General features: G+C 70.7%; 17 protein-coding genes. 7 read left to right on the top strand and 10 right to left on the bottom strand.

What is annotated here, in order from left to right:
* Positions 1-29: 29 nt before the first annotated feature.
* Genes NIE79_RS02480 through NIE79_RS02495 form a run of 4 tightly spaced genes read right to left on the bottom strand, consistent with a single transcriptional unit; the run spans position 30 to position 4,267 of the window.
* Positions 30-890: an alpha/beta fold hydrolase gene (locus NIE79_RS02480; protein WP_238676968.1), complete on the bottom strand. Its 861-nt coding sequence runs from the start codon at positions 888-890 to the stop codon at positions 30-32.
* A complete protein-coding gene (locus NIE79_RS02485) occupies positions 887-1,759 on the bottom strand; it encodes an SDR family oxidoreductase (protein ID WP_238676969.1) in 873 nt (290 codons plus the stop codon). The genes NIE79_RS02480 and NIE79_RS02485 overlap by 4 nt, the downstream gene beginning before the upstream one ends.
* The gene (locus NIE79_RS02490) at positions 1,749-3,542 is read right to left on the bottom strand and encodes a DUF4873 domain-containing protein (protein ID WP_238676970.1); all 1,794 of its coding nucleotides are present in this window, start codon (positions 3,540-3,542) and stop codon (positions 1,749-1,751) included. Before NIE79_RS02490 ends, NIE79_RS02485 begins: the two co-directional genes overlap by 11 nt.
* Entirely contained in the window at positions 3,539-4,267 is a 729-nt protein-coding gene (locus NIE79_RS02495) for a TetR family transcriptional regulator (RefSeq protein ID WP_238676971.1), read from the bottom strand. The genes NIE79_RS02490 and NIE79_RS02495 overlap by 4 nt, the downstream gene beginning before the upstream one ends.
* Before the next feature lie 48 nt (positions 4,268-4,315).
* On the opposite strand from NIE79_RS02495, the gene NIE79_RS02500 reads away from it, so the two are divergent.
* Positions 4,316-5,206, top strand: coding sequence for an AurF N-oxygenase family protein (locus NIE79_RS02500; RefSeq protein ID WP_238676972.1), 891 nt, complete (start codon positions 4,316-4,318; stop codon positions 5,204-5,206).
* Between the two features lie 67 nt (positions 5,207-5,273).
* On the opposite strand, the gene NIE79_RS02505 is transcribed toward NIE79_RS02500, so the two are convergent.
* A complete protein-coding gene (locus NIE79_RS02505; protein ID WP_238676973.1) occupies positions 5,274-5,780 on the bottom strand; it encodes a VOC family protein in 507 nt (168 codons plus the stop codon).
* A gap of 92 nt (positions 5,781-5,872) precedes the next feature.
* Complete coding sequence (locus tag NIE79_RS02510) at positions 5,873-6,397, bottom strand: winged helix-turn-helix domain-containing protein (protein WP_238676974.1); 525 nt, start codon at positions 6,395-6,397, stop codon at positions 5,873-5,875.
* A gap of 240 nt (positions 6,398-6,637) precedes the next feature.
* On the opposite strand from NIE79_RS02510, the gene NIE79_RS02515 reads away from it, so the two are divergent.
* Positions 6,638-11,062: a S8 family serine peptidase gene (locus NIE79_RS02515; protein WP_238676975.1), complete on the top strand. Its 4,425-nt coding sequence runs from the start codon at positions 6,638-6,640 to the stop codon at positions 11,060-11,062.
* Positions 11,063-11,136: 74 nt separating this feature from the next.
* On the opposite strand, the gene NIE79_RS02520 is transcribed toward NIE79_RS02515, so the two are convergent.
* Positions 11,137-11,643 carry a winged helix-turn-helix domain-containing protein gene (locus NIE79_RS02520; RefSeq protein ID WP_238676976.1) on the bottom strand — a complete coding sequence of 169 codons (507 nt, stop codon included), beginning with the start codon at positions 11,641-11,643 and terminating at the stop codon, positions 11,137-11,139.
* A gap of 269 nt (positions 11,644-11,912) precedes the next feature.
* Between NIE79_RS02520 and NIE79_RS02525 the strand changes: the two genes are divergently transcribed.
* The 4 genes from NIE79_RS02525 to NIE79_RS02540 are packed head-to-tail and all read left to right on the top strand — an operon-like array spanning position 11,913 to position 15,559.
* Positions 11,913-12,890, top strand: coding sequence for a phosphatase PAP2 family protein (locus NIE79_RS02525; protein WP_238676977.1), 978 nt, complete (start codon positions 11,913-11,915; stop codon positions 12,888-12,890).
* Between the two features lie 16 nt (positions 12,891-12,906).
* Positions 12,907-13,599 (top strand): response regulator, encoded by a 693-nt coding sequence (locus tag NIE79_RS02530; RefSeq protein ID WP_238676978.1) that lies wholly within the window; start codon positions 12,907-12,909, stop codon positions 13,597-13,599.
* On the top strand, positions 13,596-15,056 hold the full coding sequence (locus NIE79_RS02535; RefSeq protein WP_238676979.1) for an ATP-binding protein: 1,461 nt from the start codon (positions 13,596-13,598) through the stop codon (positions 15,054-15,056). The genes NIE79_RS02530 and NIE79_RS02535 overlap by 4 nt, the downstream gene beginning before the upstream one ends.
* The gene (locus NIE79_RS02540; protein WP_238676980.1) at positions 15,053-15,559 is read left to right on the top strand and encodes a hypothetical protein; all 507 of its coding nucleotides are present in this window, start codon (positions 15,053-15,055) and stop codon (positions 15,557-15,559) included. Before NIE79_RS02535 ends, NIE79_RS02540 begins: the two co-directional genes overlap by 4 nt.
* Before the next feature lie 19 nt (positions 15,560-15,578).
* Here the strand turns inward: NIE79_RS02540 and NIE79_RS02545 are convergent, their stop codons facing one another.
* Genes NIE79_RS02545 through NIE79_RS02555 form a run of 3 tightly spaced genes read right to left on the bottom strand, consistent with a single transcriptional unit; the run spans position 15,579 to position 18,879 of the window.
* The gene (locus NIE79_RS02545; protein ID WP_238676981.1) at positions 15,579-16,601 is read right to left on the bottom strand and encodes a D-alanine--D-alanine ligase family protein; all 1,023 of its coding nucleotides are present in this window, start codon (positions 16,599-16,601) and stop codon (positions 15,579-15,581) included.
* Positions 16,598-17,740 (bottom strand): alanine racemase, encoded by a 1,143-nt coding sequence (gene alr / locus NIE79_RS02550; protein WP_238676982.1) that lies wholly within the window; start codon positions 17,738-17,740, stop codon positions 16,598-16,600. The genes NIE79_RS02545 and alr overlap by 4 nt, the downstream gene beginning before the upstream one ends.
* The gene (locus tag NIE79_RS02555; protein WP_238676983.1) at positions 17,737-18,879 is read right to left on the bottom strand and encodes an acyltransferase family protein; all 1,143 of its coding nucleotides are present in this window, start codon (positions 18,877-18,879) and stop codon (positions 17,737-17,739) included. The genes alr and NIE79_RS02555 overlap by 4 nt, the downstream gene beginning before the upstream one ends.
* A gap of 149 nt (positions 18,880-19,028) precedes the next feature.
* Between NIE79_RS02555 and NIE79_RS02560 the strand changes: the two genes are divergently transcribed.
* A complete protein-coding gene (locus NIE79_RS02560) occupies positions 19,029-19,901 on the top strand; it encodes an LLM class F420-dependent oxidoreductase (RefSeq protein ID WP_238676984.1) in 873 nt (290 codons plus the stop codon).
* The last annotated feature ends 18 nt before the right edge of the window (positions 19,902-19,919 follow it).

Raw genomic sequence — 19,919 nt, forward strand, 5'->3', positions numbered from 1 at the left:
AGGAGCGAACTTGCACAGCCTGCAAGTTTTTAGATCGTGAAGTGATTTTCCTGACCGTGAGGCTGGACGGAGGCCGACGGATCCGGTCGTTCGGTTCGGGGCACGGCGCCGGTGGTCTCCAGGATGAGCGCGGCGACCAGGTCCGGGTCGTCGCTCATCGGCACGTGCCCGCACCGGGGCAGCGTCACCACCCGCGCCGCAGGCAGGCCCACCCGGGCGCGCTCGGCCTGGTGGACGCCGAAGATCCGGTCGCAGTCCCCCCAGCCGATGGTCACCGGCACCGTCGCGTCGGACAGCCGCAGGCAGTCGAAGCGATAGTCGCGGGCGGCTCGGGCCACGGCGTTGAAGCCGGCCCCGCGTCGCAGGGCGAGCGCGTCGCCCAGCGCGCGCTCGACATCCAGCAGCGTCGGACGGGCCATCAGCGGCGCGAAGCACAACGCCCGGAGGTACGCCGAGCGCAGCGCGACCCGCATGACCGTGGTGGGGAGGTACGAGTTGGCCCGCAGCATCCGGAGGATGGCCAGCGCACGGCGGCGCTCCGTCGGGGTGAAGAAGCCGGCGGGGGAGAAGGCGGTGGCCGAGGCGACCGCCCCGGTGGCGGCAAGCTCCAGGGCGATCGCCCCACCGAGGCTGTAGCCGGCGACGTGCGGACGCTCCAGCCCCCACTCGGTCAGCGCCGGCAGGACCCCGGCCACCGTGGCGGCCATGTCGGCGGGCATGCCGGTGCCGGGCACCGGAGAGTTCCCGAAGCCGGGCAGGTCGAGCGCGATCACCTCGTGGTGGGCGGTGAGCCGGTCGAACACCGGCTCCCACGCCTGATGACGGTGACCGATGCCGTGGATGAGCACGAGCGGCTCTCCGCTGCCCGCCCGTCGGAAATGAATGCTCATGACCGCTCTCCCACCGAGGTCCTGCCGAAGGAACGCCCGAGCTGGCGTACCTCGTCCTCCATCTGGCCGACAATGGTCTGGCCGCCGAACCGGGTGATCAACGCGTCCGAGAGGCCGCTCAGCACCACCGGCCGCAGCGCCTGCACCAGGGCGAGCGACCGCGGCACGTACACCTTGCGTTTGCGGCGCTCGATGCCGCGCAGCAGGGCCTCGACGCACTGCTCGACGGGTACGACTGTGGACAGCGGCCACGGCAACCGGTGCAGCGCGGTGCGGAACGACGCCAGGTCGTCACGGATGTCGCGGACCAGGTCGGTGTCGGTCCAGATCGGGTGCGCCGTGCCGACGGTGACGCCGCGTGGGCGGGTTTCCAGGCGCAGTACGTTGGCGAACTGCTCCACGCCCGCCTTGGACGCGCAGTAGGCCGCCATGCCGGGCATCGCCGTGAAAGCGGCGGCCGACGAGACGATCAGGACGTGACCACGGGCGGCGGTGACGTGAGGCAGCGCCGCGCTGACCGTGCGGATCGCGCCGCAGAGGTTCACCTCGACGGTACGGACCAGCGCGTCGACCGGTGCCACGGCGACGGTGCCGAGGTTCGCGATGCCAGCGTTGGCCACGACGACGTCGATGCCACCGAAGCGGTCCACAGTGGAGGCCACCGCGGCGTCCAACGACGCCTGGTCGGTGACGTCACACTCGTACCAGTGCGCGTCGAGGTCGGCGCTGAGCTGCTTGAGCAGCTCGCCCTCCAGGCCGACGAGGGCGACCCGGGCCCCGCGGGCGACGGCCTCGCGGGCCAGTTGCGCCCCGATGCCGCGCGCCGCGCCGGTGATGAGCAGGACCCTGCCCGCCAGGTCATACCGCATCGGCGTGCTCCCGCTCCGCTTCGTTGGGGGTGCCGCCGGTCGAGGCGACCTGGTAGTCGGCCGGGCGGAACCGGCGCAGCCGCATGCGGAAGCTGGTGGCGAAGCCCGGCCAGATGGTGGTGTTCCGGCCGGTGGCGTCGAGGTACCAGCTCGAACAGCCGGTCTGCCAGACGGTGCCGGCCATCTTCTGCTCGACCCGCTCGGTCCAGCGTCGTTGCGCCTGCGCGGTGGGCTCGATGGCCTGGATGCCGGTGGCCCGCATGTGCCGTAGGGCCGCGAGCACCAGATGCAGCTGCGCCTCGATCATCAGCACCACCGAGGTGTGCCCGAGCCCGGTGTTCGGGCCGAGCAGGAAGAACAGGTTGGGAAAGCCGGCGATGGTCGTGCCCCGGTACGCGCGCATGCTCGGGGTCCACGCGTCGCCCAGGCTGCGCCCGCCCCGACCGTGGATGCGTCGCACGACGGGGGAGTCGGTGACGTGGAAGCCGGTCCCGAGGATGATCGTGTCCGCCCGGTGGTGGACGTCGTCGTCGGTGACGAGGCCGTCCGGCACGATCCGGGCGATGCCGGCGGTGACCACGTCGACGTTCGGTCGGGTGAGCGACGGCCAGTAGTCGTTGGAGATCAGCACCCGCTTGCAGCCCATCGCGTACCGGGGGGTGAGCTTGTCCCGCAGGTGCGGGTCGGGAACCTGGCGCCGCAGCGTACGCACTGACAGGCGCGAGGCGAGGCGGTTGACCGCCGGGTGCAGGAAACCCAGGCCCATGCTCTCGCGTACCAGGTAGAGCCCTGCCCGGGCGGCCCGCTGCGCCCCGGGCACGGTGCGGAACGCGGCCTGCTCGACAGCGCTGATCCGGCGCGACAACCTCGGCATGATCCAGGCGGGAGTGCGCTGGAAGAGCGTCAGCTTCTCGACCGTCGGCTGAATCTGGGGCACGAACTGGACGGCCGAGGCCCCGGTGCCGATCACCGCGACGCGCCGGCCGGTCAGGTCGTGGTCGTGCCGCCAACGGGCGGAGTGGAAGACAGTGCCGGTGAACTCATCGAGCCCGGGCAGGTCGGGGATGGCCGGGTCGCTGAGCGGGCCGGCCGCACAGATCAGGACCCGGGCGCTGTGGTCGCCGCCGGAGGTGCGCAACAACCAGCGTTGGCGCTGGTCGTCCCACTTTGCTTCCCGCACCTCGTGGCGCAACCGCAACCTCGGGCGTATCCCGAAGCGGTCGACGCAGCCGCGCAGGTAGTCCCAGATCTCCGGCTGGCTGGAGAACGTGTTCGACCAGCCGGGGTTGGGGGCGAAGGAGAACGAGTAGAGGTGCGACGGGACGTCGCAGGCGCAGCCCGGGTAGCTGTTGTCCCGCCAGGTGCCGCCGACGTCCTCACCCCGGTCGAAGACGAGAAAGTCGGTGAAGCCGGCCCGCTGGAGGCGGATGGCGGCGCCCAGGCCACCGAAGCCGGCGCCGATGATGGCAACGTCTGTCTCCATCCACTCCTCCGTCAGCTCGGGCGCGCGAGTCGGGTCGGCCACTGGCGGCCAGGGCGGATCACCCACGCCGGTGATTCGTACGCCGCCCCACGGATCGACCTCGGCCAGTCGGGCCGCCCGGACGCGGTCGGCGATGCACACCTCGACGTCGCGCCGGCCAGAGCGCAGCAGGTGGGCCACCCGTGGCTCGGGCTCGATCCGTCCGCCCCAGTGGAAGCGGCCGTCGACCGGCTCCCATCGCCCGCTCAGGTGCACCCGGACGGTGGTGCCCTCGACACCCGCCGGGCCGTGGTAACTCACGGCACGATCCGCTCGTGGGCGCGGGTGAGCTCGTGCGGCAGATCGGCGCTGGCCCGTACCCCCTCGATGCCGCTCCACAGCAGAGCGGTCAGGTAGTCGGTGAGGGCGGCCCGGCTGATCGGCTGCCCGTGCGTGGTCCACCAGTCGCCGACCGCCTGCACGAAGCCCACCAGGCCGTACGCCCAGGGCTCGGCGGGCCCGGCGTCCAGGCCCAACGTGCGTAGCCGGTCGCCGATCACCCGGGCGAGCCCGGCTGCCACCTGCCGGCTGGTGCCGGCGATCACCTGGTGGATGCCGGGGTCGCCGGACTGGTGCATCAGGAACCGGTAGAGCCTCGGCTCCGACTCGATCACGCCCAGGTAGGCGTCGATCGTCGCTTCGACCAGGCCACGTTCCTCGCGGACCTGTTCGATCGCGGGCGCGATGGTGTCGACCATCCGGGCCGCCACCACCTCGCTGACAGCCACCCAGAGCTGCGACTTGTCGGCGAAGTAGCGGTACAGGACCGGTTTGCTGACGCCTGCGGCGGCGGCCACCTGTTCCATGTCGACCTCCGGCCCGTGCCGCAGCAGCGCCTGCACGGCGGCACCTACCAACTCCTGCCGTCGTTGCTCACGATGGTCTGCCCAGCGGTCTCGGCGGCCGTTGCCCTTCGCCTTCGGACCGCCGTCAGGGGGCGTGGCCGGCGGGTCGGATGCATTGACATCGGTGAGCGGCGATTGCATGCTACTACTCGTAACAGTTACTGGTCGTCACGTCAATATGGAGGACCCATGGAGGCGGCGGAAACCGAGCGCGCGGCGGTCGCCGAGCGACTGCTCATGTCCTCGCTGCGGACCAGCTACGACCCCACCGTCGAGATCGACTGGGACGCCCCGCACACCCCCGGCGCCTACTGGCTCCCGCCGCAGCGCAGCAGCCTCTACGGCACACCGCTGTGGGAGCAGCTCAGCGACGAGCAGCGCGTCGCGCTGACCAAGCACGAGGTGGCCAGCGCGGCCAGCGCCGGGCTGTGGTTCGAGACGATCCTGATGCAGATGCTGATCCGGGAGTACTACCGCGCCGACCCGACCAGCCGGCAGGCCCAGTACGCGTTGACCGAGGTCGCCGACGAGTGCCGGCACTCCATCATGTTCGGCCGGCTGATCGAGGCGATGGGTTGTCCGGTCTACCGCGCGAGCACCGTGGACCACCACCTCGGGCGCTTTCTCAAGGCCACCGCCAGCGGCCCCCGGATGTACGCCGCGATCCTCATCGCGGAGGAGATCCTCGACGCGTTCCAGCGCGAGATCATGGCGGACGAGTCGCTCCAGCCGCTCATCCGGATGGTCTCCCGCATCCACGTGGTGGAGGAGGCGCGGCATGTCCGGTTCGCCCGCGAGGAACTGGCCGCCGCCGTCGCGGCCACCGGTCCGGTGGGCCTGGCGTACGCCCGACTGTTGGTCGGTCGCGCCGCCTCCACGATCGCCAACCGCCTGGTCCATCCCGACGTGTACGCGGCGGTGGGCATTCCGCCGGCGGTCGGTCGGGCCGCTGCCAGCGCCAACCCGCACTGGCGTGCCACCCTGCGCTGGTCCGCGAAGCGGGTGCACGACCACCTGGCGGACGCTGGCCTGGTCGCTGGGCCGGGGCGTCTCCTGTGGGCCCGGGCCGGGCTGATCTGACCCTGTTGTCCCTCAGGGGCGACATGGGGGGCCGTCCCCGGCCGGACCCCACGCCGCCCGTGTGGGCTCACTCGCTGCGGGCGAAGCCACCCTTCGGCGCGATGATCTCCAGGTTCGTCCCGTCCGGGTCATTGAAGTACGCGACCTCGGTGCCGACCGCCGCCGGAGGCTCCACCTCACCGGACGCGAACGTGTACGGCTGCCCGAGGAAGTCGAACCCGGCCTCGCTCATCCGGTCGTAGACCGCGCGCACGTCGTCGACGTGGAAGCACAGGTGCATCGAGCCGGGCCGGTTGGCCGCCACCTGGGCGGCGTCGCCGACCGGCTCCTGGAACTGGATCAGGTCGATCCCGAGGTTGTCGAGGTTGAACGTGGCGTACCGCAGCTTCGTCGTCGGCAGCCCCTGTGACTGCGCGAACCCGGCGCCGTGCATGCTTTCGTCCCGAACGACCGGTTCCGCGCCGAGCAGGGCCTGGTAGAACGCGACCGAGCGGTCGAGGTCACTCACCGCGATCCCGACGTGCGCGGCCTTCTTCAGCCCGATGGACACGGTCGAGGGATTGGGGAATGCCATCCTGACTCTCCTTACCAGCGCTCTTCGTCGCCTTTGTTGATGCTGATCTTCCTGGCGTACCCCGGGCGAGATCAGTTCATGCGACGTCGCTGTCAGGCTCGTTCGACCCGCGCCTGCTGGTGATCGGTCAGCCGCAGCCCCACACCGCGGACGACATCGATGGTGGCTCCGGTGCCCAGGCCGTGCAGCTTGCGGCGCAGCCGCTTGACCAGCGACTGCACGTCGGCCTTGCGTTCGCGCCCCTCGTCACCCCAGACCGACCGGTGCAGCTCGGCATAGCTCCAGACCCGGGCCGGCTCGGTGATCAGGCAGGTCAGCAGGTCGTGTTCCAGGCGGGTGAGGTCGATCTCACGTTCGCCGCAGCGGGCGCTGGAGCGGGCCGAGTCGATCACCAGGGCGGCGGCCGGCGTCGGTTCGGACGGGGCGGCTGCCTGCTGCGGGGCGGCGATCAGCCGGCGCAGCTCGTCGAGGTCGGCGACCAGCAGCAGCGGTGCGATGCCGTCGAGAAGCTCCGCGAGTCGGATGCGCTCGGCCGGCGACGGGGTCACCGCGATCAGCAGTGGGAACGGCTCGTCGGCCGGATCACCCCTGTTCACCGTTGCCTCGTCCTCGGCCACCGCACCACCCGGGATCGATGGGCATCCCTGCCCAGCTCTCGTCACGGTTCTGACAATGATTGGCAAGCGTGCCGCCAGCCAGGGCAACTCTTAGCGACAAGTTGCTCACGGCAAGTTCTTGATCGTCCGTTCTTCTCGATCATAGTGTCCACTCGGGCAACCGGCGTGACCCGCGCGGTGCATGGGGGAGGTCCACCATGGCCCATTACACCCTGGGTCGTTCTGAGGGAGGCAGCACCGATGTTCAGACGTCCACAATGGCGGCGCGCGGCCAGATCACTGGTGAGCGCCGGCGCGGCGACGATCCTCGCCGCGACATGCTTGGCGACGATCAGCTCGGGCGCGCAGGCCGCGCCGGGCGGTGCGATGGGGGCGGGCGCCCAGACCGGGGACAAGATCCGACCAGAGCTCGCCAAGCAGCTCCAGGCCAAGAGTGAAGGGGACTTCTGGATCCGGTTCAAGGACCGGGCCGACCTGAGCAAGGCCAGCGCCATCAAGGACTGGTCGAAGCGGGGCACGGCGGTGGCGGACGCGCTGCGCAAGACCGCCGCCGCGAGCCAGGGCAAGATCCGGGCCGACCTCGACAGCTCGGGCACCAGGTACCAGACCTTCTGGGCCACCAACGCCATCAAGGTGAACAGCGGTTCGCTGGCGATGGCCCAGAAGTTCGCCGGGCACTCGGAGGTCGAGGGCCTCTACGCGCCGGTCGCGTACAAGGTGCCGGAGACGACAAAGGGCACCGACGAGAAGACAGTGAACGCCCTGGAGTGGGGCATCGCCAACATCAACGCCGACGACGTCTGGTCCCAGTACGGCGTCAAGGGCGAGGGCATCACCGTCGCGAACATCGACACCGGTGTGCAGTTCAACCACCCGGCGCTGGTGAACTCCTACCGGGGCAACAACGGCGACGGGACGTTCGACCACAACTACAACTGGTTCAACGCCGCCAACGCGACCGGGGCCTGCGCCACCGCCCCCTGCGACGGCGATGGCCACGGCACGCACACGATGGGCACCATGGCCGGCTCCGACGGCGCGAACCAGATCGGTGTCGCCCCCGGGGTCAAGTGGATCGCGGCGAACGGTTGCTGCCCCAGTGACGCCGCTCTGGTCGAATCCGGTCAGTGGATGCTCGAACCGCTGGACCTCAACGGTCAGAACGCGGACGCGAGCAAGCGTCCGAACATCATCAACAACTCGTGGGGCACCCGGGACCCGTCCAACGAGCCGTTCATGGAGGACGTGACCAACGCCTGGACCGCGTCCGGCATCTTCGGCGCCTGGTCCAACGGCAACAGCGGACCGGCCTGCCAGACCAGTGGCTCGCCGGGCAGCCTCGTCAGCAACTACTCGACCGGCGCGTACGACGTCAACAACAACGTCGCCGGCTTCTCCTCCCGCGGCGCCGGTCAGAACGGCGAGATCAAGCCCAACATCTCGGCGCCGGGCGTGAACGTCCGGTCGAGCATCCCGGGCAGCGCCTACGGCAGCATCAGCGGCACCTCGATGGCCTCGCCGCACCTCGCGGGCGCGATCGCGCTGCTGTACTCGGCGGCACCGTCGCTGGTCGGCGACGTCAACGCGACCCGCGCGCTGCTCAACGGCGCCGCGATCGACAAGGCCGACGACCAGTGTGGTGGCACCGCCGCCGACAACAACGTCTACGGCGAAGGCCGACTGGACGCCCTCGCGTTGCTCAACGCCGCCCCGACCGGCGACATCGGCACGCTGGCCGGCACTGTCACCGACGCGACCTCCGGCGCCCCGATCGCCGGCGCGACACTGACGCTCACCGGCGCGTCCGAGCGTGAGCTGACCACCGGTCCCGACGGCACGTTCTCCACCCAACTCCCCACCGGCGACTACCAGGTCGCCGTCACGGCGTTCGGGTACGCCAGCACCACCAAGACGGCAACTGTCGCCAAGGGCGCGACCACGACACTCAACGTCGCCCTCACGGCGGTGCCGAGCGTCAACGTCACCGGAGCGGTCACCGACGGCTCCGGCCACGGCTGGCCGTTGTACGCGAAGGTGACAGTGACCGGTGTGTCCGGCGTCTACGACTACACCACGCCGTCGAACGGCCGCTACAGCATCAAGCTGCCGGCCGGGCAGACCTACACCCTGAAGTACGAGCCGCAGTACCCGGGCTACCAGACTGTCACCAAGGAGGTCGTGGTCGGCTCGGGTAACACCACCGCCAACGTCGCCGTGCCGGTGGACACCACGGTCTGCACCACCGCGCCCGGATACACGACCGGCTCCGACGGTGAGTACGAGACCTTCGACGCCACGACCACGCCGGCCGGCTGGACCGTCGTCGACAACGCGGGCAGCGGTCAGGTCTGGAAGTTCACCGACGACGGCGACCGGGGCAACCTGACCGGCGGCACCGGCAACTTCGCGATGATCGACAGCGACGCCTACGGAGCGGGCACCAGCCAGGACACCTCCCTGGTCAGCCCGGTGGTCAACCTGACCAGCGTCACGGCCCCGGTCATCCGGTTCAACCAGGACTTCAACCAGCTCAACGACGACACCGCCGACGTGGACCTGAGCATCGACGGCGGTGCCACCTGGACCAACGTGCTCCGGCAGGAGACCGACGTCCGGGGCCCGAAGTTGACCGAGATTCCGATCCCGCAGGCGGCCGGCCAGGCGCAGGTGCAGGTTCGGTTCCACTACTACGACGCCTCGTACGAGTGGTGGTGGGAGGTCGACAACGTGCTGATCGGCAGCCAGGTCACCTGCGTGCCTGTCGACGGCGGTCTGGTCGTCGGCAACGTCCGCGACAAGAACGACGACAGCTACGTCAACGGCGCGACCGTCACCAGCAAGGACCGGCCCGCCGAGAAGGCCGTCACAGTGGCGACCCCGGACGACCCGGGGCTGGCCGACGGCTTCTACTGGATCTACTCGTCGCTCACCGGCGAGCACCCGTTCACGGCGACCGCCGGCAACTACGTCAGCCAGACCAAGCCCGTCGACGTCGAGGCCGACTGGGCGACCACCGCGAACTTCCAGCTCGCGGCCGGTCGACTGGCGGTGACGCCGACGCAGCTGAGCGCGACGCTCCAGATGCCCAACGGCAAGACCAGCAAGTCGTTCACGGTGACCAACACCGGCGGCGCGCCGGTCGAGGTCAAGTTCGGTGAGCGGGACAACGGGTTCGAACTCCTGCGGGCGGACGGCTCCACTGTCACCCGGCAGCAGGTGCTCGGGTCCAGCGGCGCGCCGGAGCAGCGGCTCACCGTACCGACGTCGTTCGCCGCCAAGGCGTCCGGCAAGGAGGCCAAGGCGGCTGCCGCGGCGGCCGGCCCGCAGGCGGCGCCGTGGACCGACATCGCCAACTACCCGGCTGCGATCATGGACAACCGGGTGGTGAACCTGGACGGCAAGGTGTACTCGCTCGGTGGCGGCAACGGTGAGGCCTCCACCACCAAGAACTACGCCTACGACCCGGCCGCGCAGACCTGGACGGCGATCGCCGACCTCCCCGGCGCGCGTAACGCGGTGACCGCGGGCGTGGTGAACGGCAAGATCATTGTCAGCGGTGGCTGGGGCGACGCGGGCCCGGACTCCGCCACCTGGTCCTACGACCCGGGGGCCAACACCTGGACGGAACTGGCCGACAACCCGGCACCGCGGGCCGCTGCCGGTCAGGCCGTCGTCGACGGCAAGCTGTACGCGGTCGGTGGCTGCACGACGGCGGCCTGTCTGCCGATGTCGAACAGCGTCGTCCGGTACGACCCGACCGGTGACACCTGGGAGACGATGGCCAACTACCCGAAGTCGGTTGCCTTCGCCTCCTGCGGCGGGATCGACGGCGTCCTCTACTGCACCGGCGGCAACGACGGAACCGCCGCGCAGAAGTCCAGCTACGCCTTCGACCCGGGTGCCAACACGTGGACCGCCATCGCCGACGCGCCGGCCGACAACTGGGCCAGCTCGTACGCCGTGGCCAGCGGCAAGCTCCTCGTCGTCGGTGGTTCGCAGGGTGGGGCCATCAGCAACGCCGGCTTCGCCTTCGACCCGGCCGCCGGTTCGTGGTCCAACCTGCCCAACGCCAACACCGCGCGGTACCGCGGCGGCGCGGCGTGCGGCTTCTACAAGATCGGCGGCTCGTCCGGCAGCTTCAACGCGGCTGCGGAGAGCGAGGTGCTCCCGGGCTTCGAGGGATGCTCCGAGTCGGCTGCCGACGTCAGCTGGATGACCATCGACAAGTCGGCGGTCACCCTCGCGCCGGGCGCGAAGGTCACTGTCACCGTCGGTCTGACGGCGAACGTGGACCAGCCGGGCACCTACTCCGGCGCGGTCGCGATCTCCGAGAACACCCCGTACTCGGTGGCGCCGGTGGCGGTGACCATGACCGCGAACCCCCCGAAGACCTGGGGCAAGCTCATGGGTACGGTCACCGGCACCAGCTGCCAGGGTGCGACCTCGCCACTCTCCGGCGCGGTCGTGCAGGTCGACTCGTGGGCGGCGTCGTACACCTTCGCCACCGACGCCGAGGGCAGGTACGCCTACTGGGTGGACCGCCGCAACAACCCGCTCACGATGATCGTGGCCAAGGACGGCTGGAAGCCGCAGACCCGTCAGACCAGGATCGACACCGCCACTCCGACGGTGGAGAACTTCGGGTTGGCGCCCATCAAGTGCTGACACCTGAGCACTAGCCGAAGAAATCCGGCCCGCCTGGTCTGCGACCAGGCGGGCCGGACCACGTCCGGGGTGGATCAGACGGGGGCGAGCCGAAAGCCGACGCCGCGCACCGAGTGGATGGTCGCCGCGGCGTTGAGCCTGGCGAGCTTGCCGCGCACCCGGCGGACCACCGAGTGAATGTCGGAGCCCCGGCCGAGGTGCCGGTTGCCCCAGACCTCGAGGTGCAGGCGCTCGTAGGTCCAGACCTGCCCGGGCGCGTGCACCAGGCAGAGCAGGACGTCGTGCTCCAACCGGGTCAGGTCGATCTCCTGGTCGCGCCAGCGCAGCACCCGGCGGTCGGAGTCGACGGCCAGATCCGGTGGCGGTGGCTGAGGGCTCGGTGCCACCTCGGCGAGCGCAGCCCTGCTCGGGGGAGCCGGGACGGGGGGCGCCTCGACCACCCCGAGGAACTCTCGCGCCTGGTCGACGGTCGAGACGATCAGGAAGGCGTCACTGCCACCGAGCAGCCGGGCCAGATGTCGCCGCTCGGCCGGCGAGGATGCGATGCCGATGACCAGGCTGGCGACTGGAATTTCCTGCATTTGCCAACACCTTCCGGTTCCCCAACTCACTCCGGATGGATTTTTCGCACTGCCGACCGAAACATCGATCGGCGTCCTGACCCTAGTGGTGGCTGATCTCGGCTGGGTAAAACATAGTTGCATGTAAGCATGTGAATCTCGTAGCGCCGCCCAGGTCCACCCGGCCCACCGCCGACGATCCGCTTTTCCGGAAGCGGTGGGGGTGGTTGTGACAGAACCAAGACAATTCGAGGACGGGGTACGGACCTGCCGGGGCGAGCATGGTCGCCATGTCCATCGGATCGTTGTACTCCGTCGGGCGGTCGACGCCCGGTCCGGCGCGACCGCTGCCCCACGCCCGCGCGGCGGTGCCGCTGGGGCTTCGACTGCTCGCGGCGGCGCTGTGCGGTCTGGTCGCCCTGGCCCTCACCGCCGCCGTCTTCGTGCGGACGTACCCGGGGCAGTGGCTGGACGGGGTGCTCCTGCCGCGCGCCGAGCGGGGCGGGGGGTACGAGCAGCAGACAGTGCTGGTGGGCCCGGCCAAGAGCGTGCTGGCCACCTTCGGCAGCCCGAGCCTCATCGCGGCCCTGCTCGGTGTGGTGCTGCTGGTGGGTGTGCTCCGCCGACGACTGGTGGCGGGGGTCGTCGGTGTGGGCGTTGTCGTCAGCGTGGTGCTGCTGGCCGGTGCTGTGAAATCGGAGCTGCCCCGCCCGGATCTGCAGATCGAGAGCTCCACCACCCACAACAGCTTCCCCAGCGGTCATGTCGCGGCGGCGACCGCCCTGCTGCTGGCGTTCATGCTGGTCCTGCCGGGGTGGGCCCGGCGCTGGCTGGCGGCGCCGGGCGCTGCGGGTGTCTCGGTGATCGCCTCCGCCACGATGATCGCGGGCTGGCACCGGTTCAGCGACGTGCTCGGTGGCGTACTGCTGGGGGTGACAGTGTTCTGCCTGGCCGCGGCGGCGTTGGCGGCCAGGCCCGACGAGCGCGACACGGCCGGCGGTTCGGACGGCGGCAGCCTCTGGCGCCGGCTGGCCGAGGCGGCAGTCGGGCTGGTCGTGCTGGTCTGGGCGCTGCTGGTGGTCGTGCCCGGCCTGGCCGCATCGGTGCAGCGCGGCCTGCTGATCGCCATCGTGGCCGCGGCTGCCTCGACGATGTTCCTGGTGGGAGCTGTGGTGTTCCTGGTGCGGTCGACGGGATTCGCGGTGTCACTCTCTCCGCGAAGCCCCGCGCGGTCGCCGTCGACGAGCGAAACCCGAAAGATCTCATGATGGGATACTTGACGACATGTCCCAGGTCCTGTTGATCGAAGACCACCAGACGGTGCGCGACGGACTCCAGTTGGCGCTCACCCGACAGGGCCACACAGTGCATGCCGTGGGCACCGGTGAGCAGGGGTTGGAGCGGCTGCGCACGACCTCGTCCGATGTCGTGGTCCTCGATCTCATGCTGCCCGGGATGGACGGGTTCGAGGTGTGCCGCCGAATCCGGCAGCTCGGTGACCTGCCGATCATCATGCTCACCGCCCGCAACGACGACATGGACGTGGTGGCGGGCCTGGAGGCCGGCGCCGACGACTACGTGGTCAAGCCCGTGCAGGCCCGGGTGCTCGAGGCGCGCATCCGCGCGGTGCTGCGACGGACCGCTGGCGACTCGCGGCGCGGCGGCGATCGGACCGGCCTGGAGCAGCACGGCGCCCTGACCATCGACCGGGCCGCGCTGGTGGTCAGCAAGGACGGAAAACCGGTCAGCCTCGCCCCGACGGAACTGCGGCTGCTGCTCGAACTCTCGCACACGCCGGGCCAGGTGCTCAGCCGCCAGCAGTTGCTGGAGGCCGTGTGGGAGCACGGCTATCTTGGCGACTCGCGACTCGTGGACGCGTGCGTCCAACGGGTACGGGCCAAGATCGAGGTCGATTCGTCGGCGCCGGTCTTCATCCAGACGGTGCGTGGTTTCGGATACCGGTTCGGGCCGCTGTGACGTTCTGGCGCCCGGTCGCCGCCCAGGTCTCAGGCCTGCGGGTTCGGCTGCTCCTGGCGTTCGCGCTGCTGGGGATCACCACCACGGCCGTCGTGGCCAGCGGCAGCTACGTGCAGGCCCGGACCGTCATCCTCCAGCAGGCGCAGGACGCCGCGGTGATGTCGCTGACCGACCAGCTCACCAAGGTCTACCCGATCGCCCAGCTCCCGCCGACCCAGGACGAGCTCGAACTGTTGGCTCAGCGCCTCAGCGATCGGGAGAGCTTCGCGGTGGTCGTCTACCGGGACATGCGGGCACAGGGCGGCTCCGCACTCGCCGACCCGCTCACCCCCGAGCTTCGGCAGCAGGTCCGTGACGGTGACATCGCCTGGCAACGGGTCTCACTCGCCGGAGAGCCCGCGCTGCTCATCGGTACCCAGTTGGCGCTTGACCGCCCGGACGGCACGTCCCGCCCGTCCGGGGTGGAGGTCTACTCGGTGCGCAACCTCGTGCCCGAGCAGCAGAGCATCGACCAACTCGCCACCAGGGCGTGGCTGACCGGCGGGTTGTCCCTGCTCCTCGCCGTCCTGCTGGCCCTGCTGTCCGCCCGCGGAGTCCTGCGACCGGTCCGCGACCTGGGCCGGGCGGCGCGCCGCCTCGGTGAGGGCGACCTGTCCACCCGGCTGACGGTCCGGGGCGTCGACGAGTTGGCCGACGTGGCACGCACCTTCAACGACACCGCGGGCACGCTGGAGCGGCAGGTCGGTGAGCTGCGGCGGATGGAATCCGACGCCCGCCGCTTCGTGGCCGACGTCTCGCACGAACTCCGTACGCCGCTGGCCGCGATGACGGCGGTCACCGATGTGCTCGACGAGGAGGCCGAGCACCTGCCCGGGGATGCCGGCCGGGCCGCCCGGCTGGTCAGCCAGGAGACACAGAACCTCACCCAACTGGTCAACGACCTCATCGAGGTCAGCAGGTTCGACTCCGGCACGGCACGGCTCGCCCTCGACGACGTGGACGTGGCCGCGGCGGTGACCGCGACCCTGCGGATCCGCGGCTGGGCCGACCGGGTACGCGCCGACCTGCCGTCCGGAGTGGTGGCCCGGCTCGATCCCCGCCGGCTGGACGTCATCGTCGCCAACCTGGTCGCCAACGCCTTCCGGCACGGTGCCGAGCCGGTGTCGGTGCGCCTGAGCGCCGACCCGGACTGGGTCACCATCGAGGTGGCCGACCAGGGGCCGGGGCTGGACCCGGAGGTGCTGCCCCACGTCTTCGACCGCCTCTACAAGGCCGACACCGCGCGTTCCCGCTCCGAGGGCAGCGGCCTCGGCCTCGCCATCTCCTGGGAGAACGCGCGGCTGCACCGCCACGGCGAGCGACGCGGGGCCCTCGTCGCCGGCAACGGCCCCGGGGGCGGCGCGGTCTTCACACTCCGGCTGCCCCGGGAGACGACGGACCCCGGAGGTGCCCGGTGACCAGGCGGCGGACCGGCCGCGCGTTGCTCGCCGGCGGGCTGCTGCTCGGCACGCTGCTGGCAACGGGTTGTGGGGTACGTCCCAGCGCCGTCATCACCGGTCGCCCAGCGGTCAGCGGCCCGGCGCAGGGCGTCGGGCTCTACCTGCTCGCGCAGGGCGAACTCGTACTGGTCCTCCGTCCGGCCACGGGGGACTCCGCCCCCGCCAACAACCTCGCCCTGCTCGCTGCCGGTCCGGAGGTGAACGAACGCCGACAGGGCCTCACCAGTGAGGTGCCGGCCGGGCTCGACCCGGTCACCGTGACGTCCGCGGCCGATCAATCCGGTGGCCTCACGGTGCGGACAAACACCGCGGCGCGGGCGTTGTCGGAAAACGCTGTCGACCAGATCGTCTGCACGGTCGCCGACGCCGCGGCGCAGACCGGCTTCACGAACAGCTCCACCCCGGTCACCATCGTCGGGCCGGACGGCGCCCGGCCTCCTCAGCGGTGCCCGATCAGCTGACCGGGCACCGACCACCGCCTCAGACCAGGTCGACCGCTCGGGCCTGCCGGGGCAACCCGCTGTGGTGGCCGTGATCCTGGTCGGCCAGCGCACCGGCGATCAGGATGTCGATCAGGGCGGCGAACCCGATGCCGGCCTGCTGCCAGATCTGCGGGAACTGGGACGCGGCAGTGAAGCCGGGGAACGTGTTGACCTCGTTGACGATGGGCTCGGGTGACCCCTCGGTGGGCAGGAAGAAGTCGACCCGCAGCAGCCCACGGCAGTCGAGGGCCTGGAAGGCGCGGATCGCACGGTCCTGGAGCACCTCGGTGGTCGCCGCGTCGAGCGGGGCGGGAATCTGGAAGATCGCCCCGCCGTCGTACTTCGCGTCGTAGTCGAAGAAGCCGGCGCCGGTCACCCGGATCTCCAGCGGCGGGCCGGCCTGCACCCGGCCGTCCGGGTGCTGGAGGACGGCCACGTCGATCTCGCGTCCCCGCGCCCCCTGCTCGACGAGCACCTTCGGGTCGACCTGGCGGGCCTGCTCCAGCGCGGCGGGAACCCCCGGCCAGTCGTCCACCCTGACGACGCCCAGGCTCGACCCGGCCCGGGCCGGCTTGACGAAGACCGGCAGCTCTAGCCGACGCCGGTCCTCGGGCGACAGGTCCTCACCGGGACGCAGGGTCACCCCCGGGCTGACCCGCAGGCCCTCCGCCGCGAGGAGCCGCTTGGTCACCCCCTTGTCCATGCCGGCGGCGCTGGCGAAGACGCCGTTGCCGACGTACGGCACGCCGAGCCATTCCAGCAGTGACGAGACGGTGCCGTCCTCGCCGTACGGGCCGTGCAGGGCCGGGAACACCACGTCCTGGGCGCGCAGGACGCGCAACGCCGCAGGCAGGGGCGTCGGTCGGCCGCCGACATGCCACCCGCCGTCGCGGTCGATGAGCACCTCGGTGACCTGGTACCGCTCACGGTCCAGGTGGGCGAGGATGCTCGCCGCCGAGCGGCAGGACACGTCGTGCTCGCCGCTCTGCCCGCCGTACAGCACTGCCAGTCGGGTTGTCATGAGTTCCGTGCCCTTCCGTGGAGGTGCTCGCGGGCCACCCGGGCCCCGATGCCGGTCAAGATCTCGTGTGGGTTGGTGTCGGCCCAGCGGGCCCACTCGACGACCGTCGGAGGTCGCTGGTCGCCCTCGGCCGGGCCGAACACCACGACCGGGTCGCCGATCGCCACGGGAAGATCCCCGGCGTCGACCACGCACTGGTCCATGGCGATGCGCCCGACGATCGGGCACCGCCGACCGGCGAGCCACACCGCGGCGCGGCCACCCGCGGCCCGGGGCAGCCCGTCGGCGTAACCGAGCGGCAGCAGCGCGAGGGTGGTCGGTGTTCCGGTCACGTGCTCGGGCCCGTAGGAGACGCCAGTGCCGGCCGGCACCCTCTTGACGTTGACCACGCTCGTCCGCAGGGTCATCGCGGGGCGCAGCCCGAACTCGCCCGGACCACTCACGCCGAACGGGTCCACGCCGTAGAGGGCGATCCCGATCCGGCAGAGGTCGAAGCGGGTGCGTGGTGCGGAGAGCGCGGCCGCCGAGTTGGCCAGGTGGACGAGATCGGGATCCAGACCGGCCGACCGTGCGGTTCGCAGCGCCTCCTCGAAGATCGCCACCTGACGGGTGAGCGCGGGGGCGCCCGGCAGGTCGGCGTCGGCGAGGTGGGACCACACCCCGCGCACCCGGATCCCGCCCTCCCGTTCGTACTTGCGGGCCCAACCGACCAACTCGGGCCAGTCGTCCCCGGCGGCCCCGTTGCGGGACAACCCGGTATCCGCCTTGAGCTGCACCATCGCCGGAACGCCGAGCAGCCGTGCCGCGTCGGCGACGGCGTGCAGGTGGGTCGTCGTGGACACGCCGACGTCGACACCGCCCTTGATCAACATACCGAAGTCGTCATCCGCGCCGTGCAGCCAGCTCAACGTGGGCGCTGTCACACCCGCCTCGCGCAGGGTCAGCGCCTCGGCCGTCGAGGTCACCCCGAGCCAGGCCGCGCCGGCGCGCAGGGCGGCCCGGGCCACCTGAACCGCGCCGTGGCCGAACCCGTCGGCCTTCACCACTGCCATCAGTCCGGTGCCGGTGACCGACGCGATCGTCCGCACGTTGCCGGCGATCGCGTCCAGGTCGACCAGGGCTTCGGCGAGGGCGCTCATCCGGCCGCCTCCACCCGGCGTGTGCCGGGCGGCGCGAACAGCCAGCCCGCGCGAAGCGCCAGCAGCCCACTGTGAATCGCCAGGCTCAGACCGATCACCAGACAGCTCAGCAGAATCGGATAACCGAGCACGATCAGGCCCTGAGCGGACCCACCCAACCCGGAGACCGGTACGAGCAACAGCCGGTGCAGCAGGGCCAGGACCGGCATGTGAATGACGTAGATCGGCAGGGTGATGCGGCCGAGCCTAGCCAGCGGTTTGCTGAGCGCCGACCAACGGGACAGCCCGGCAGCTGCGGTTATGCCGAAGATCACTGCCACCACGGAGACCGCCGGCCACACCCCGAACCACTGCTGGGCGCCGGTCACCGCCATCGCGGCGAGCGCCAGGACGTAGCCGCCCGCGGTGAGCAACAGCCGGCGGCGGCTGGCGGTGGCGGCCCACCGCTGGATCTGCTCCCGCAGGTACAGGCCGGCGAGGAAGAAGACCAGGTTCTGGTAGAGGCCGGCGCGGTTGCCCGGAGTGTCGAGCAGGCCGGCGGCGGCGACGGCGGACAGCGCGGCGGCGGGGACCAGGACCAGCGCCTGGGGCGCCCGACGGGTCACCTTGGCGATCGTGAAGTACAGCGCCAGGGCGTACAGGTACCAGAGGTTGGACGGTGTGATGGTGAGCTGCTCCAGCAGGCCGAGCGCCGAGGTGGCGCGGTCGGTCGGCAGTTCCGGTGCGGCGGCGAGGACCGCCGTGTGGATCAGCAGCCAGACGGCGTACAGGTAGAGGAACCCGGCGATCCGGCTGCGGGCGACGACCCGCCACGGCCGCTGGGCGGCGTTCGCCGCGAAGACGCCCGAGATGGTGAAGAACAGCGGCATCCGCAGCGGAAGGAACTGCTCACCCAGCGTTCCCCAGAAGCCCGGCACCGGTACGCCGACGTGCCAGTCGATCTGGAGGTAGTCCTTCACGACGACGTGCCACAGGACGACGAGGATGATGCAGACGCCCTTCGCGGCGTCGGCCCATTCGGCCCGCTGCGGGCGTCCCACCGCAGGGGTGGCCCTCGGTCGGTGACGGAACCGGACGCGCGTCGCGTCGGGCTCCTGCTCGGCGGGCCGGGATTCGGTGGAAGACAGCTGTTGGATCACTCACCGAAAGCTGCCAGCCGGATATCCGCACGTGATCCACGAATTGTCATGGTTCGGTAATGGACGCCGTCGGACCCGATTCGTAGGCAGTTCCGAGCCGCCCCCGGCGGACGCCGGACGGCACTAGGCTCGTTGCGGAGGTGCCGAACATGAAGCTCGGGCTGCACTACTGGAACTACTCGATCCCGGCCGACCCGGCCGCTATCGCACCGACCCTGGCGCAGACGGCGGCCATCGCCGAGCAGGCCGGCGTCGCGTCGTTCACGGTGATGGACCACTTCTTCCAGATGGACGCGGTGTTCGCGGCCGAGGAGCCGATGCTGGAGGCGTACACCACGCTGGGCTACGTCGCGGCGACGACTCAGCGGATGACGCTGGGTGTGCTGGTCACCGGTGTGATGTACAGGTATCCGGGGTTGCTCGCCAAGACCGTGACGACCCTCGACGTGCTCTCCGGCGGCCGGGCCCGCCTCGGCATCGGCGCCTCGTGGTACGAGCGGGAGCAGCTCGGGCTGGGTGTGCCGGTCGTCCCGGTGGCCGAGCGGTTCGAGCGCTTGGAGGAGACGCTGCGCATCTGCCGGCAGATGTGGAGTGCCGACGACGGCCCGTTCAACGGCAAGCACTACCAGCTCGCCGAGACCATCAACTCGCCGCAGCCGTTGAGCCGCCCGCACCCGCCCATCATGATCGGTGGTGGCGGTGAGAAGAAGACATTGCTGCTGGTGGCCCGCTACGCCGACGCCTGCAACCTCTTCGGCCGCGGCGGCATCGACGACATCGCGCGAAAGCTGGATGTGCTGCGCGGGCACTGCGCCGCCGAGGGCCGCGACTACGACACCATCGAGAAGACGGTGGTCGCCTCCCAGGCGCCGCTGGACGACACTGACGCGTTCCTCGCCGAGGTGTCCGAGTACGCCGCGCTCGGGGTGAGCGAGGTGCAGGTGACGCCGGATCGGGACCCGATCGAGTTCGCCCAGCGGCTCGGCGACGAGGTGCTGCCCCGGTTGGCCGACGTCGGCTGATTTCGCCGCTACTGGTGC

The sequence above is a fragment of the Micromonospora trifolii genome, assembly GCF_022229005.1.
Classification (GTDB): domain Bacteria; phylum Actinomycetota; class Actinomycetes; order Mycobacteriales; family Micromonosporaceae; genus Micromonospora; species Micromonospora trifolii.